Origin of the sequence: Glaciihabitans arcticus, from assembly GCF_004310685.1 — a bacterium.
Taxonomy (GTDB): domain Bacteria; phylum Actinomycetota; class Actinomycetes; order Actinomycetales; family Microbacteriaceae; genus Conyzicola; species Conyzicola arctica.
Window position 1 is genome coordinate 2,386,354 of record NZ_SISG01000001.1, and the last position, 13,874, is coordinate 2,400,227.

Sequence of the window (13,874 nt, forward strand, 5' to 3'; positions counted from 1 at the left end):
GGGATTTGGTCTTGCGAGGGTTGGGTTGTGGCGACCCCCAAATGGGGGTCTCACCCCCAAAGGAGTTTCCACCGTGAGCGAAAGAACTACCCGGAGCCGCTTCCTGCTCCCCGCCGCGATAGTCGCAGCCGCAGCGATCCTGCTGCCGAGTGCCGCAATCGCCGCGATCGACGACAACGCGGGCGCAGTCCGCAACAAGGACGACCGCACGAACGCCATCAAGGCGCAGATCAAGCCGAGCAACGCGAAGAACGTCATCCTTCTCATCGGTGACGGCATGGGCGACTCAGAGATCACCATCGCCCGCAACTACGCCTACGGCGCCGCGGGACGCCTGCCGGGCATCGACGCCCTGCCGCTCACGGGCCAGTACACGACCTATTCGCTCTACAAGGACGGCGTGAACAAGGGCAAGCCCGACTACGTGCCGGACTCGGCCGCGACCGGCTCGGCCTGGGCCACCGGAACCAAGACCTACGACAACGCCGTCTCCGTCGACATCGACGGGGTGCCGCAGCAGACCATCCTCGAGATCGCCAAGGCGAACGGCTTCAAGACGGGCAACGTCTCGACCGCTGAGATTCAGGATGCAACACCCGCCGTTCAGGTCGCTCACGTGGATGCGCGCTCCTGCTACGGACCCGACAGCACCACCTGTGGCGATGACGCCCTAACCGCCGGCGGCCTCGGATCGATCAGCGAGCAGCTGATCGGCACCCGCGCCGATGTCACTCTCGGCGGTGGCTCGGCGAGCTTCACGCAGACCGCGAAGGCCGGACCGTGGCAGGGCAAGACCCTCTTCGACCAGGCCGCCGCGCGTGGCTACCAGCTCGTCGACACCGCAGCGGAGCTTGCGGCGGTGAAGAAGGCCGACCAGTCGAAGCCCGTGCTCGGACTGTTCACGCCGGGTAACTTCCCGACCCGCTACGCGCCGACCGTCGCAACCGTCGGCGGCGCCAACACCGCCGTCACCTGCACCGAGAACCCGGACCGCCTCGAGAATGCCCTGTCGCTCTCCTCGCTGACCACTAAGGCGATCAGCCTGCTGAAGACGAACACCAAGAAGGGCTTCTTCCTGCAGGTCGAGGGCGCGAGCATCGACAAGCAGGATCACGCGGCGAACGCCTGCGGCCAGATCGGCGAGACCATCGACTTCGACGACGCGGTCAAGACAGCGCTCGACTTCGCGAAGAAGGATGGCAACACGCTCGTTCTCGTGACGGCCGACCACGCCCACTCGAGCCAGATCGTCGACTCCACGCCGCCGACCTCGCTGAGCTCCGCGGTAACCACCGTCGACGGCACGGTCATGAAGATCTCCTACGGCACGGCGGCCGCGGGCGGATCGCAGCAGCACACCGGCTCGCAGCTCCGCATCGCGGGCTTCGGACCGGGCGCGGCGAACGTCGTCGGCCTGACCGACCAGACGGACACCTTCTTCACAATGTCCCGCGCCCTGCACCTCGACCGCGACACGAAGGACTTGAGCTACAAGGCGCGCGTGACCCTGTCGAAGTCCACGGTCGACGGCGGCGCGAAGATGACGATCACCGCGAAGAACTTCCTCGGCGACCGCCAGCTGGCAGCGTCGCAGGCCAAGGAAGCGATCGGTGTGGCGGATGCGATCAACGGCTCCGCGACCTTCAGCATCACGGCTCCCGAGAAGCCGGGCGTCTACACCGTGTCAGTCACGGGTGCCCACAGCGGAAAGACGGTCAAGGTCAGCTACCGCGTCAGATAGCTCCTCGACCGGGTGGCGTCGATCTTCTCAGGAGGGATCGGCGCCACCTCTCGTTAACCGCGGCCGAGGCGCTTGGTCAACGCCGCCTCATCCGCGAGGAACCAGACCTGCGTTCCCCGATTCGACTCCCAGACGAAGTCGCGCAGGACGCCGCTGCGCTCGAGGTGCGCGTCGATGTCGCCGAGGATCGCGACCTGCAACCGGTAGTTCACGATCTTCTGCAGGAACTCGCCGGCGACGAGCGAGCTCAGGTTGAAGAACGCAGGATCGAGGCGCTCTGCCGGGATCGCGATAAGGGTGGCCTCGTGCCCCCAGGCGTCGCCGATGACGTCATTCGCGGTGGAGATGAGGGGGCCTACGTCATCCACAAAAACAATGCGGGTGCCGCCGGTCTCAGAGATGCGCATCCCCGAAACCTAGCGACACCCGCGACGGCTGTCACGTGTGTTACGTCAGCCGCGCGTGTAGACCGCTACGTAGTCGACGAGCATCGGCTTGCCGGGCTCGGTCGCATCATTCGGCACGGCGCCGCCGAAGGCACCGGGGAAGCCGCCGCCGATCGAGACGTTCATGATCACGAAGAAGCCGTGGTGCACGGCGTTCGCCCAGCTCTGCGCGTCCATCTGGTCGGCGTTCACCGTGTAGTACTGCTCACCGTCGCGGTACCAGCGCAGCTGCTCGACGGCACCCGAACGGTCGAGCTCGACCGCGTAGGTGTGGAACGCGGTGCGGCATCCGTCGCAGGAGCGTTCGCCACTGCCGAGGCCGTTGAACTCGTTGCACGGGCCGCCGGGGGCGACGCCGCAGTGCAGGGTTCCGAAGTGCGAGTTGCGGGCGTTGATCGCCTCCATGATGTCGAGCTCACCGATGCTCGGCCAGTTGGCCGCACCGTTGCTGCGCGCGTTGTCGCCGAGCGCCCAGAAGGCGGGCCAGTAGGCGGTGCCGTTCTGCTCGTTCACGTCGGGCAGCTTGAGTGATGCCTCGATGCGCATCACGCCGCCGGCCGGGGCGGCGAAGTCGGTGCGGGCGGACTCGACGCGCGCCGACGTCCAGTTGCCGGCTCCATCGCGCTGCGGGGTGATCGCGAGGTGTCCCGCGCCATCCTTGGAGACGTTCGCGGGGTCGCTGGTCATCGACTGGATCTCGCCGGTGCCCCAGTTGCTCGCACCTCCCGGGTAGCCGTGGCCCTGCTGCAGGATCCAGTTGTTGCCATCGACACCCTCGCCCGCGGGGCCGTCGAAGTCGTCCGCGAAGACGGTCTGCCAGCCGTCCGGAGCGGGTGGCGCCGCTTGCGCCGCAGCCCCGGAAACCAAGGCGATGGGGGCCGCAAGGGCCAGGACCGCCACAGCGCTGAGCGCCCGGCGACGGTTCGGTAGTGCTGTCGTATCCGACATCATGACCTCCTTGTCAGGTCGTGACGCCCGGATGACGCTGGCGCGCACGACGTTGTCGGTCGGCTACGTTACGCCGGGAGCGCTCCCAGACACGAGACTCGGAGGCCCCTCCCAGAGAGCCATCCCCTAGTGTGAAGCCGTGACCACAGGCGAGAGGATGACGCGGCTCGCCCACCACCTGACCCGCTTCCTCATCGGCACCCTGCTGGGTCTCGTCGTCGATTTCGGGATCTACAGCCTGGGCGTAGCGCTCGGCCTGGAGCCGGGTTGGGCCAACCTGATCAGCTCCACCGTCGCCATCGTGGTGATGTATTTCGTGAACACCCGCTACACGTTCCGGGTGAAGCCGACCCTGCTCAGCTTCGTGGTCTTCGTCGCGTGGTACGCGGCATCCGTCGCCGGATTCTCGGTGCTCGTGCAGCTCATCCACGACACCTGGCACCTTGCACCGATCTGGTCGAAGGTGGCGATCCTGCCGCTGTCGTTCGTCACCAACTTCGTGGCGACGCGGTTCATTCTGCTGCGGGGCGTGGTGCGTCCGGCGCCGCGTCAGCGATAAGGCGCTTGCCCATCACCACCGTCGACTCGGTCGCATAACCGAGACCCTCGTACATGCCGATCACGGCGGCGTTGTCGGCCCGCACCATGAGCATGATCTTGGGGCAGCCCCGCTCGATGAGCAGGCGCTCGGCCTCCGCCATGAGCTGTCGCGCGAAGCCGCGACCGCGGTGCTGCTCGGCGACCGCGAGGTAGTAGACCCAGCCGCGGTGACCGTCGTAGCCGACCATGGCGGTGGCCACGATGACGTCCTCGTCCTCGATCACGAGAAAGAGCTCGGGCTGGGTGCTCAGCTTGCGGGCCACGTCCAGCCTCGGGTCGTTCCAGGGACGCACGAGCCCCGCGGCGACCCAGAGGTCGATCACGGCGGACTCGTCGGCGGGGTGGAACGGGCGCAGGGTCATCCCGCCATTAAAGCGTCTTGAAACTCCGGAGCAGGTGGGCCAGCACTGGATAGTGCAGCCCTGGGCGCTGTGCTCCTGAATTCGCCGGGTTAAACACAGGCGGCGCCCACCCCAAGGGTGAGCGCCGTCTGAAAAAACTGACTACAGCGCAGCGAGCTCCGCGATGACCGCGTCGCCGGGGGCGGCGATCTCGGAGCGGGCGTCGATCTCGGCGCGACCCAGGAGCTCGTCCATCTTGCGACGACGGGTCTTCGGGATCAGCGTGACGACCGTGCCCTGCTTGCCGGCGCGGCCCGTGCGGCCCGAGCGGTGCAGGTAGGTCTTGTACTCCTCGGGAGCGTCGGCCTGGATGACGAGCGAGATGTCGTCGACGTGGATGCCGCGAGCCGCAACATCCGTCGCGACGAGCACGTTCACGCGGCCGCTGGTGAGCAGCTGCAGGTTGCGCGTGCGGCGCGACTGGTTGAGGTCACCGTGCAGCGAGGTCGCGGGGATACCGGCATCTTCGAGGAAGTCGCTCATCTCCTCGGCGAACGCGCGGGTGCGGGTGAAGACGAGGGTCTTGCCCGTGCCGGAAGCCAGCTGCTGGATGATGGCGCGCTTGTCGCGCTGCTCGATGAGCAGCACGCGGTGGTCGATCGTGGAGGACGCCTGGTCCTCACCGGCAACCTCGTGCACGGCCGGGTTGACGAGGAACTGCTTGACCAGGGTGGCGACACCCTTGTCGAGAGTTGCCGAGAAGAGCAGCTTCTGGCCACCCTCCTTCGTCTCCTTGAGGATGCGCTGCACGGGCTCGAGGAACCCGAGGTCGCACATGTGGTCCGCTTCGTCCAGCACGGTGACAGAGACGCTCGAGAGGTCGAGACGACCCTGCTCGATGAGGTCCTCGACGCGGCCGGGGGTGGCGATGATGATGTCGACACCGCGCTGCAGTGCGGAGACCTGGCGGTACTGCGGAACGCCACCGACGATCGTGGTGGTGAACAGGCCGACGCTGCGCGCGATGGGCTGCACCGTGCGGTCGATCTGCATGGCGAGCTCACGGGTGGGGGCGAGGATCAGCGCGCGGGGCTTGCGGCCCATCTGGCGATCCTTGCCACCGTTGTTCTCCATAAGACGCTCGACGAGCGGGGCACCGAAGGCGATGGTCTTGCCCGATCCGGTCTTGCCGCGGCCGAGGACATCCTTGCCGGCGAGAACGTCGGGGATGGTCGCTGCCTGGATCGCGAAGGGCGCCTCTGCGCCCATCGTGCCGAGCTGGCGAACGATATTCGCTCCGAGACCGAGGTCGGCGAAGGTCACGCCTTCGACGTCCTTGGCGGTGATGACGGCTGCCTCGAGGCGCTCGAGCACAACGTCTTCCTGCGGACCGGAGTTCTGGCTGCGGGTGTAGAAGTCGCTCTCGCGGCGGGGAGCTGCATCGCGATCGAAGTCACGGCGCGGGGGACGCTCGCTGAAGTCGCGACGCGGTGCGCGGTCTTCGTAGGAGCGCGCCGGGCGATCGTTGTTGTAGGCCGGGCGCTCCGTGCGTGCGGGACGCTCGGAGTTGTAGGCGGGTCGTGCCGGACGGTCACTGTTGTAGGCGGGGCGTGCCGGACGCTCGTTGTTGTATGACGGACGCTCGGTGCGCGGCGCGCGGTCGTTGTAGGCCTGGCGCGGCTGGCGGTCGTTCGTGGCCGGACGATCCGAGCGGTCGTTGCCGCGGTCGTTGTTGTAGGCCGGACGCGCGGGACGGTCGGTGCGGTCGCCGTACGAGGGGCGAGCCGGACGGTCGCCATACGAGGGACGCTCGGGGCGGTCGTTGTTGTACGACGGACGGGCCGGGCGGTCGGTGCGGTCGCCGTAGGACGGGCGGGCCGGACGGTCACCGTAGGACGGACGATCGTTGCCGCGGTCGTTCGAACGCTGCGGGCGGTCGCCGTTGTACGCGGGGCGATCATTGTTGTACGAAGGGCGGCCAGGACGCTCGCCGCGCTCGCTGCCGCGGTCGTTGTTGTACGAGGGGCGCTCGGTGCGAGCCGTGCGGTCGCCGTAGGCCGGCTTGTCGCGCGGGTTCCAGTCGGGACGTCGGTCGTCACGGCCGGTGCGCGGTGCGCTGTTGGACGGGCGGTCGCCGGTGCGGGCGGCACGGTCATCCTGCGTCCAGCGCTTCTTCGGAGCGGCCGCGTCGGCGTGGAAGCCACGGTGACCCTCGCTGCGCGAACCCGGCTTGGAACCGTTGCGGTCGCTGGAGCGGAACGGCTTCTTGGAGTCGCGTCCTGCTGAGGAATTGTTAAAGGGAGACATAGTTCTTTCCGGGTTGTTCCTTGTGCATGAACAAGCGGCATTTCTGTAGCGGAGCAATGCGGGAGTAGCGCACAGCACCATGTGAAATAGCACTTACTGAACCCGGGCAGTCTTTGACCGAGGCCATCACATACATCGTGTGATTTCTCCTCCAGCATTTTGCTGGGGATCCGGCCTCTAAGACTTACAAACCCATACGCGTGAACACGCGCTGTCTCGAGCCGACTTACCAACACTAGACCACCGCTTGACGGTTGTCCATGTAGGGACATGAATATGCTGGGGTCATGCCTACCATTGCAGCGGAGAAACCGAACCAGCCGCACGTCATCGAGATGCTGCGCCTGAGCGGGGAGTACGCGCTGTCGCTGTATCCGGCAGAGAGCTGCTACCTGCTGACGGTCGGCGAACTCGAGGAGCCCGGAACCACCCTCTTCGTCGCCCGCGACGACAACACCCAGGTCGTCGGCATCGCCGCGATCGTGCTGCGCGGCGACGGGTCAGCAGAATTGAAGAGGATGTTCGTGCTCGAGTCCGCGCGCGGTCAGGGCATCGCGGGGTCGCTGCTCGCCGCCGTCGAGGCGCACGCGGTCGCCCACAGCGTCACTGTCCTCCAGCTCGAGACCGGCCCCAAGCAGCTCGCAGCCATCGCGCTCTACGAGAAGAACGGCTACGCACACATCCCTGGCTTCGGGCCGTACGTCGGCGACGAGTTCAGCGTCTGTATGGAGAAGCGCCTGGCTTAGCCGATGGTCGGCGGCTGTGGGGCCGGGTTCGGCGTGATCGGGGGCACGTTCGGTGTGGTCGGGGGCACGGCGGGCGTTGTCGGGTACTGGTTGGGCGTGACCTGGGCGGGGCGGGGCTGCACGGGCGCTTCGACGTCCGGACGCGCCGCCACCGGGGCCGGGTGTGCGGCAACCGGAGCATCGGGTGCGACCGGCGCCACGTGAGCACCGTGGTGGTGCGCGGCCTCGCGGCGGGCGTCGGCCTTGCGCTCCTTGCGTCCCTCGACGACGTAGTACAGCGTCGGCAGCACGATCAGCGTGAGCAGCGTCGACGACACGAGACCGCCGATGACCACGATGGCGAGCGGCTGGGAGATGAACCCACCGTGACCGGTGATGCCGATGCCGAGCGGCAGCAGCGCGAAGATCGTGGCGAGGGCCGTCATCAGAATCGGGCGGAGCCTGCGGGAGGCGCCGTATTCGATGGCCTGGCCCACCTTCATCCCGCGCTCTCGGTACTGGTTGATGAGGTCGACCAGCACGATCGCGTTGGTGACCACGATGCCGATCAGCATCAGAACGCCGATGAGGGATGCCACGCCGAGCGGTACCCCGGAGATCACCTGCAGCGCGATCGCACCGGTCGCCGCGAACGGCACCGAGACGAGAAGCAGAAGGGGCTGGCGCAGCGAGCGGAACGTGGCGACCATGACCACGTAGACGATCAGGATCGCAACCAGCAGCGCGAGGCCGAGCTGCGAGAACGCGTCGCCCTGCTGCGAGGTGACGCCGCCGAGCTCTGCGGTCGCGCCGGCGGGGAGGTCGACCTCGGCCACGGCGGCGGTGACCGTCGCCGACGCGGCACCCACGTTGTCGCTATTCGGCGTGATGGTGACCGTCGCGCTGCGGATGCCCTTGATGGCGGTGATGCTCGAGGGGCCATCCACCTGCTCGACGGTGGCGAGCTCGCTGAGCTTCACGTCGCCGCCGCGGGTCGGGATCACGAAGTCCTGAATTTCCGCAACGGTCTGCGGGGCGGAGTCGTTGCGGATGTAGATCGACAGCGTCTTCTCGTCGATCACGACGGAGCCGACGGCGCTCGGGTTCATCGCCTCGGCGACGATCCCGCCGACCGCGACCTCGGTGAGGCCCTCTTCCGCGGCCTTGGTGCGGTCGACCTGCACCTGGATGAACGGCTGCGTGACCGAGAGGTTGCTTGCGGCTTCCGCCACCACGTCGAGGTCCTTGACCCCGTCGAGCACGGCCTGAGCCGCCTCGCGCAGGTCGGCGTCACTCGATGCCTTGATGTTCACTTCGATGTCGGATGACGCGAAGCCCGATCCGGCTGCGGCAACCGCGACGTCACCCACATCGTCAAGGCCCGCAATGGCCTCGCGCACGTCGGCCTGCAGCGTCGGCTGGTCCACGTCGGGGTCGGTCGTGAGCGAGAAGCTCGTCGCACCGCCGCCGGAGAACGCGGCACGGAGCGATCCGCCACTCGAGCCGAGCGAGAGCTGCACGGTGTCGACACCGTTGACGTCGCCGAGCGCGGCCTCGACCTTCTTCGCTGCTTCGTCGCGCACCTCGAGGCTCGTGCCGAGCGGCAGGGTCTGGCTGACGGTGAGGGTGTTCTGCCCGCTGTCGCCCAGGAAGTTGGTCTTCATGAACGGGATCAGGGCGAGCGTTCCACCGAGCACGAGCACAGCGATGAGCAGCGTCGCGACGGGGCGCGCGAGCGTCCACCGGATGATCGGCAGGTAGCCGCGCTGCAGCCTGGTCGGCTTCTCGAGTTCGTCTTCGCTCTGCACCTGCACCGTCTTGAGCGGGCGCGCAAGGCGCCGGCGCGACAGGCGCAGCGTGAGCAGCGGCAGCGCAGTGAGCAGCGCGATGATGACGACCGCAGCACCCACGATGGGCACGATGTAGTCGTCGCTCCACAGGTCGCCCGCGATGAGCGCTCCGACAGTGGCACCGGCGATGATCACCGCGACGATGAGGCCGGTGATCGCTCCGCGCAGGGCGACGAGGCCGTAGCTGCGGCCCGCCTTCTCTTCGAGTTCGAGCTGCTGGTCTTCGGTGCGGCTCGTCGAGCCGAGGAACCAGTAGGCGAGCACGGGCACGATCGTGAGCGACACGAACAGCGAGGCGGCGAGCGCGATGGTCACTGTGAGGGCGAAGGGACGGAACAGCTCGCCCGTCACGTCGCCGACGAGGGCGAGCGGCAGGAAGACGGCGACGGTGGTGACGGTGGATGCCGTGACCGCACCCGCGACCTCCTTGACGGCCGTCTGGATCGCGGCGAGTTTGTCCTCACCCAGGCCGATGTGTCTCTTGATGTTCTCGATGACGACGATCGAGTCGTCGACCACGCGTCCGATCGCGATCGTGAGCGCGCCGAGCGTGATGATGTTCAGCGTGTAGCCCGAGGCAAGCATGCCGATGAAGGTGATGAGCACGGAGACCGGGATGGAGATCGCCGTCACGAGGGTCGACCGGATCGACAGCAGGAAGATGAGGATAACGACCACGGCGAACAGCAGTCCGAGCAGACCCTCGGTGGTGAGGCTTTCGATCGACTGCTCGATGAAGGGAGCCTGGTCGAAGACCACGGTGAAGGTCGAGTTGCCGCCGAGCGCCTCCTCGAGATCCGGCACCATCTCGTTGACGAGGCGCGAGACCTCGACGGTGTTTCCGGCCGGGCTCTTGGTGACGGCGATCGTGACCGAGGGCTCACCGTTCACGCGGGAGATGCCGGTGACCGGATCATCGATGAGTTCGACGGTCGCGAAGTCGCCCAAAACGAAGGCCGCGTCATCCGGAACCATCGTCTCGGTGCTCGTGGGCGGCACACCCGGGATCGGCGAGGGCTGCACGATGGAGACGGACTTGGTCGCACCGAGCAGCGGGAGGCTCTCGAGCGATTCGACGGTGTCGATCTTCTCGCCGGCCTGCACGGTAAGCGTTTTACCGTCTTCGGTGATCTCGCCCGCGGGCAGCAAAGAGCCGTTGGCCTTCAGCGCATCCCGGATCGACTGCGTGGTGAGGCCGTGATCGGCGAGTTCGTCCGCATCGGGGGTGATGGAGATGCGCTGCGTGGTGGCACCGAGCAGGGTCGCGTCGCTCACACCCTCCACGTCACGGAGCTCCGGCAGGGTCGAGTTCTCGAGCAGGTTGGCGAGTTCGCGTGGCTCGAGGTCGCTCGTGACGGCTATCTGGATGACCGGAAGGTCGCTGAAGCTGAAGGTGAGCACCTGGGTGTCGACACCGTCGGGCAGCTGGCCGGAGATGCGGTTGATCGCGAGCTGCACCTTCTGCTCGGCGGTCGTGATGTCGGTGCCGTAGGTGAACGAGGCGGTGATGGTGGAGGAGTTGGCGTTCGAGACGGCTGTGGTGCCGTCGAGACCCGCGACGCCCTGAATGGCGCTCTCGATCGGTATCGACACGTCATCGTTGACGACTTCGGGCGAGGCGCCGGGGTAGGTCGAGATGATGAACAGCTGCGGCAGGGACAGCGAGGGGATGAGCTCCTGCTTGAGCGACGTCAGCGCCACGCCGCCGAAGATGCCGATGACCACCGTCACGAGCGCAATGAGCGCGCGGTTGCGCAGGCTGAAGATGGACAAGAAATGCACGGCGTTACTCCCTGGAACGAATGCTGTGCGCGAGAGCGCGGGGAAAGCGCACTTCTTCGTGCCTACCCAGTATCGCGTTTCACGTTTGCGGCGCGTACTCCCCGGGGATGATTGCTAGCTACACGACTTCGGCGAGATACCCGGCTTCCACCGAGACGGGATGACGCCCGACGCTCGCCCACGCCACCGCGAGGGCGTCGACCGCGCGCTCCATCTCCTCGGCGTTGTGGCCGAACGGCAGACGCAGGAATCGCTCGAACGCACCGTCGATTCCGAAGCGCGGCCCGGCCGCGATCTGGAGTCCGACGGAGCGGGCGGCGAGCGTGAGCTGCGAGCTGACCGGCGCTCCGAGGTTCACCCAGGTGGTGAGGCCGCCGGCGACACGGGGCACCTCCCACTCGGGGATCCGCTCGGCGAGCAGCGTGACCAGCCGATCCCGGTTCTCGCGCAGCTGGGTCTTTCGAGTCGCCAAGATGGCGTCGAAGTCGTCGAGCAGGTTGGCGACGAGCAGCTGCTCGAGAATTGGCGTGCCCAGGTCGCCCGCGCTGCGAGCACGTACCAGGCGCTGGATGACGTTGCGCTCCGCACGGATCCAGCCGATGCGCACGCCGCCCCACACGGTCTTGCCAACCGAGCCGATCGTGATCGCCGGGCCGTACGCGGCGAGCGGAAGCGTGCTCTCGACCTCGTCGATCGCGAGCTCGGCCATCGTCTCGTCCGCGATGAGCACGGTGCCGTGGCGCTCGGCGAGCGCGACGGTGCGCTCCCGCAGCTCGGCGGACATCGAGCGCCCGGTCGGGTTGTGGAAGTCGGGCATGAGGTAGCCGAGCGAAGGACTCGTGCGCTGGATCGCCTGCTCGAGCCCGGCTTCATCCCAACCGACGTCGGTCGTGACGGTCACCGGAACGAGTCGCGCCCCGGCACCCTTGAGTGCCTCGTAGGCGTGCGGGTAGCTCGGCGTCTCGACGAGCGCGCGGTCGCCGCGCACGAGCAGCGTGCGGGAGAGCAACGCAATGGCGTGCTGGGCGCCGATCGTGACCATGATCTGCTCGGGGTCGGTGGGCAGCCCGCGCTTCGTGAATCGCGCGGCGATCGCCTGGCGCAGCACCGGCAGCCCGATCGGGTCGAAGCCGGAGTCGCCGAGATAGGCGGGCAGCTGCTCGGCGGCGCGCTTCGCGGCATCGACGATCTCCGGCGTCGCGGGCATCGCCGCCTTGGTCAGGTCGAGCAGGCCGGGTTCGGGCTGCTGCCCGGCAGGGATGCCGCGGCTCGGCAGCTTGGCGACGGATCCTGAGCCGCGCAGGCTCTCGAGGTAACCGGCCGCGCGCAGGTCGGCGTAGGTCGCGCTGACCGTGGTGCGACTCACGTCGAGCTGCTCGGCCAACTCGCGCTCGGCGGGCAGGCGGGTGTCGAGCGCGATGCGTCCGTCGAGCACAAGTAGGCGGATTCGCTCGGCGAGCGCCGCGTAGGCGGGCTTGTCGGTGTCACGCCACCTGTCAAGTAGGAGGGCCAGTGCGCGGGCGGAAAGAGATGCCATCAAGCCACTTTAGGCGAATTGGCATCTTGTGAGAAGGCCAATTTCGTCATTGGATTGCTCTTGTGAACGCCAATCTTGTTATGACCCGCCGCATCGTCCAGCTCGTTGTGGGCGTCATCTTCTACGGACTCGCCATCGCCCTCATCGTGCGTGGCGCCATCGGCGTCGCGCCGTGGGACGTGCTCACCCAGGGCATCGGCAAGCAGACCGGCCTCTCCTTCGGTGTCATCACCGTGATCGTCAGCGTCATCGTGCTGCTGCTCTGGATCCCCATCCGCCAGAAGCCGGGCATCGGCACCGTGCTCAACACGCTCCTCGTGGGGCCCTCGGCCGAACTCGGGCTCGCACTGATTCCTGAGCAGAGCGAGCTGTGGGTGCGCATCCCGCTATTCATCGCCGGCCTGGTATTGCTCGCGATCGCGACCGGACTGTACATCGGTGCCCGGTTCGGGCCGGGCCCGCGCGATGGTCTGATGACGGGCATCCACCACCGCTGGGGCGTGAAGATATGGATCGTACGCACCTCGATCGAGGTCGTGGTGCTCTCGATCGGCTGGCTGCTGGGCGGCAACGTCGGAATCGGTACCGTCGCCTTCGCTCTGCTCATCGGGCCGATGGTCAACCTCACGATCCCGTTCTTCCTCGTGCCGGCAGCGGTAAGCGAGAAGCCGCTCGAGCCCATCAAGCACTAGCCGAACCGCAAAAAGTGCTCCAACCCGCCCGGGTTGGAGCACTTTTCGCTGTGTCGCTACAGGTTCGCGTCCGCGTAGACGCGCATCGCGTCACGCACGAAACCAGCGCCCTCGGTACCGCCGTAGTTGGCCGCGAACCGGTCGTCCGCCACGTACATCTCGCCGAGCCCCACGAAGTACTCCTTCGTCGGGCGGGATCCGTTGCGCGGGGTGCCGGCGATGCCGCTGAGCCAGTCCGCGTGCCGGGCGGCGAGCGCCTGGGCCTCCGCACCGCTCGGGTCGAGTCCGGCCTGAGCCGCCGCGATCCAGTCGGCCGCGAGGGCCTCGTGCCGCGACATCCACTCGGCCTTTTCAGTCGTCGACTTCGAGCGCCACCACTCGGCGCTGTCGGCGTAGGCCATTTTGCCCCAGCGCTCCTCGACTTCGTCCCGGTACTGGGTGTGGTCGAATCCGTTGAACATTTCTTCTGCCATGAGTTGTTCACCTCCCTCCATCTTGCTGATCGTGACCTCGACGCTGGCGATCTGCCGGTCGAGGCGTTCCTTCTCCCGCTGCAGCCACCGCAAATGGGTCGCGAGGGCGCGGGCGTCGTCCGCCTGCCCCTCGATCACACCCTTGATGGCCGGGATTCCGAGCCCCAGATCCCGCAGCATAAGCACTCGCTGCAGTCGGGCGAGCGCGAGCTCGTCGTAGTAGCGATAGCCGTTGCTGCCGATGCGGGTGGGGTGCACCAGCCCCACGTCCCCGTAGTGCCGAAGCGTGCGGCTCGTGGTGCCCGCAAGTCGGGCGATGTCCTGGATGGACCAGTCCATGCTGTGCTCCTCTCTCGCGAATCCCACGCTAGACGTTGACGCAGCGTCAAGGTCAAGAGAAAAGTGTTGCGTTGTTCGTAAACGCGATATATC

General features: G+C 67.1%; 11 protein-coding genes. 4 read left to right on the forward strand and 7 right to left on the reverse strand.

Going from position 1 to position 13,874, the window contains the following annotated elements; translation table 11 throughout:
- Positions 1 to 73 precede the first annotated feature (73 nt).
- Positions 74 to 1,741 (forward strand): alkaline phosphatase, encoded by a 1,668-nt coding sequence (gene phoA, locus EYE40_RS11670; RefSeq protein WP_204742242.1) that lies wholly within the window; start codon positions 74 to 76, stop codon positions 1,739 to 1,741.
- 53 nt (positions 1,742 to 1,794) lie between these two features.
- Here the strand turns inward: phoA and EYE40_RS11675 are convergent, their stop codons facing one another.
- Entirely contained in the window at positions 1,795 to 2,148 is a 354-nt protein-coding gene (locus EYE40_RS11675; protein ID WP_130982108.1) for a DUF4180 domain-containing protein, read from the reverse strand.
- Between the two features lie 45 nt (positions 2,149 to 2,193).
- Positions 2,194 to 3,135: a glycoside hydrolase family 16 protein gene (locus tag EYE40_RS11680; RefSeq protein WP_130982109.1), complete on the reverse strand. Its 942-nt coding sequence runs from the start codon at positions 3,133 to 3,135 to the stop codon at positions 2,194 to 2,196.
- A 139-nt stretch (positions 3,136 to 3,274) separates the two neighbouring features.
- Between EYE40_RS11680 and EYE40_RS11685 the strand changes: the two genes are divergently transcribed.
- Entirely contained in the window at positions 3,275 to 3,694 is a 420-nt protein-coding gene (locus EYE40_RS11685; RefSeq protein WP_130982110.1) for a GtrA family protein, read from the forward strand.
- On the opposite strand, the gene EYE40_RS11690 is transcribed toward EYE40_RS11685, so the two are convergent.
- Together EYE40_RS11690 and EYE40_RS11695 are read right to left on the reverse strand one after the other, a co-directional pair.
- Entirely contained in the window at positions 3,648 to 4,097 is a 450-nt protein-coding gene (locus tag EYE40_RS11690; protein ID WP_130982111.1) for a GNAT family acetyltransferase, read from the reverse strand. The two genes, EYE40_RS11685 and EYE40_RS11690, sit on opposite strands and share 47 nt — an antisense overlap.
- Before the next feature lie 141 nt (positions 4,098 to 4,238).
- Complete coding sequence (locus tag EYE40_RS11695; RefSeq protein WP_130982112.1) at positions 4,239 to 6,383, reverse strand: DEAD/DEAH box helicase; 2,145 nt, start codon at positions 6,381 to 6,383, stop codon at positions 4,239 to 4,241.
- A 287-nt stretch (positions 6,384 to 6,670) separates the two neighbouring features.
- Here EYE40_RS11695 and EYE40_RS11700 point away from each other — a divergent pair, with 287 nt between their 5' ends.
- A complete protein-coding gene (locus tag EYE40_RS11700; protein ID WP_130982113.1) occupies positions 6,671 to 7,129 on the forward strand; it encodes a GNAT family N-acetyltransferase in 459 nt (152 codons plus the stop codon).
- On the opposite strand, the gene EYE40_RS11705 is transcribed toward EYE40_RS11700, so the two are convergent.
- Positions 7,126 to 10,740: an efflux RND transporter permease subunit gene (locus EYE40_RS11705; protein WP_130982114.1), complete on the reverse strand. Its 3,615-nt coding sequence runs from the start codon at positions 10,738 to 10,740 to the stop codon at positions 7,126 to 7,128. The two genes, EYE40_RS11700 and EYE40_RS11705, sit on opposite strands and share 4 nt — an antisense overlap.
- Before the next feature lie 118 nt (positions 10,741 to 10,858).
- Complete coding sequence (gene yczR, locus EYE40_RS11710; protein WP_130982115.1) at positions 10,859 to 12,277, reverse strand: MocR-like transcription factor YczR; 1,419 nt, start codon at positions 12,275 to 12,277, stop codon at positions 10,859 to 10,861.
- An 80-nt stretch (positions 12,278 to 12,357) separates the two neighbouring features.
- On the opposite strand from yczR, the gene yczE reads away from it, so the two are divergent.
- Positions 12,358 to 12,969, forward strand: a complete 612-nt coding sequence (gene yczE / locus EYE40_RS11715) for a membrane protein YczE (RefSeq protein WP_130982116.1) — start codon at positions 12,358 to 12,360, stop codon at positions 12,967 to 12,969.
- Between the two features lie 56 nt (positions 12,970 to 13,025).
- Here the strand turns inward: yczE and EYE40_RS11720 are convergent, their stop codons facing one another.
- Positions 13,026 to 13,781: a MerR family transcriptional regulator gene (locus tag EYE40_RS11720; protein WP_130982117.1), complete on the reverse strand. Its 756-nt coding sequence runs from the start codon at positions 13,779 to 13,781 to the stop codon at positions 13,026 to 13,028.
- Positions 13,782 to 13,874 lie beyond the last annotated feature (93 nt).

Coding starts and splice junctions, on each gene's coding strand:
- yczR (WP_130982115.1), bottom strand. CDS start 12,277: ATGGCATCTCTTTCCGCCCGCGCACTGGCCCTCCTACTTGACAGGTGG.
- EYE40_RS11680 (WP_130982109.1), bottom strand. CDS start 3,135: ATGTCGGATACGACAGCACTACCGAACCGTCGCCGGGCGCTCAGCGCT.
- EYE40_RS11695 (WP_130982112.1), bottom strand. CDS start 6,383: ATGTCTCCCTTTAACAATTCCTCAGCAGGACGCGACTCCAAGAAGCCG.
- yczE (WP_130982116.1), top strand. CDS start 12,358: ATGACCCGCCGCATCGTCCAGCTCGTTGTGGGCGTCATCTTCTACGGA.
- EYE40_RS11675 (WP_130982108.1), bottom strand. CDS start 2,148: ATGCGCATCTCTGAGACCGGCGGCACCCGCATTGTTTTTGTGGATGAC.
- EYE40_RS11690 (WP_130982111.1), bottom strand. CDS start 4,097: ATGACCCTGCGCCCGTTCCACCCCGCCGACGAGTCCGCCGTGATCGAC.
- EYE40_RS11700 (WP_130982113.1), top strand. CDS start 6,671: ATGCCTACCATTGCAGCGGAGAAACCGAACCAGCCGCACGTCATCGAG.
- EYE40_RS11720 (WP_130982117.1), bottom strand. CDS start 13,781: ATGGACTGGTCCATCCAGGACATCGCCCGACTTGCGGGCACCACGAGC.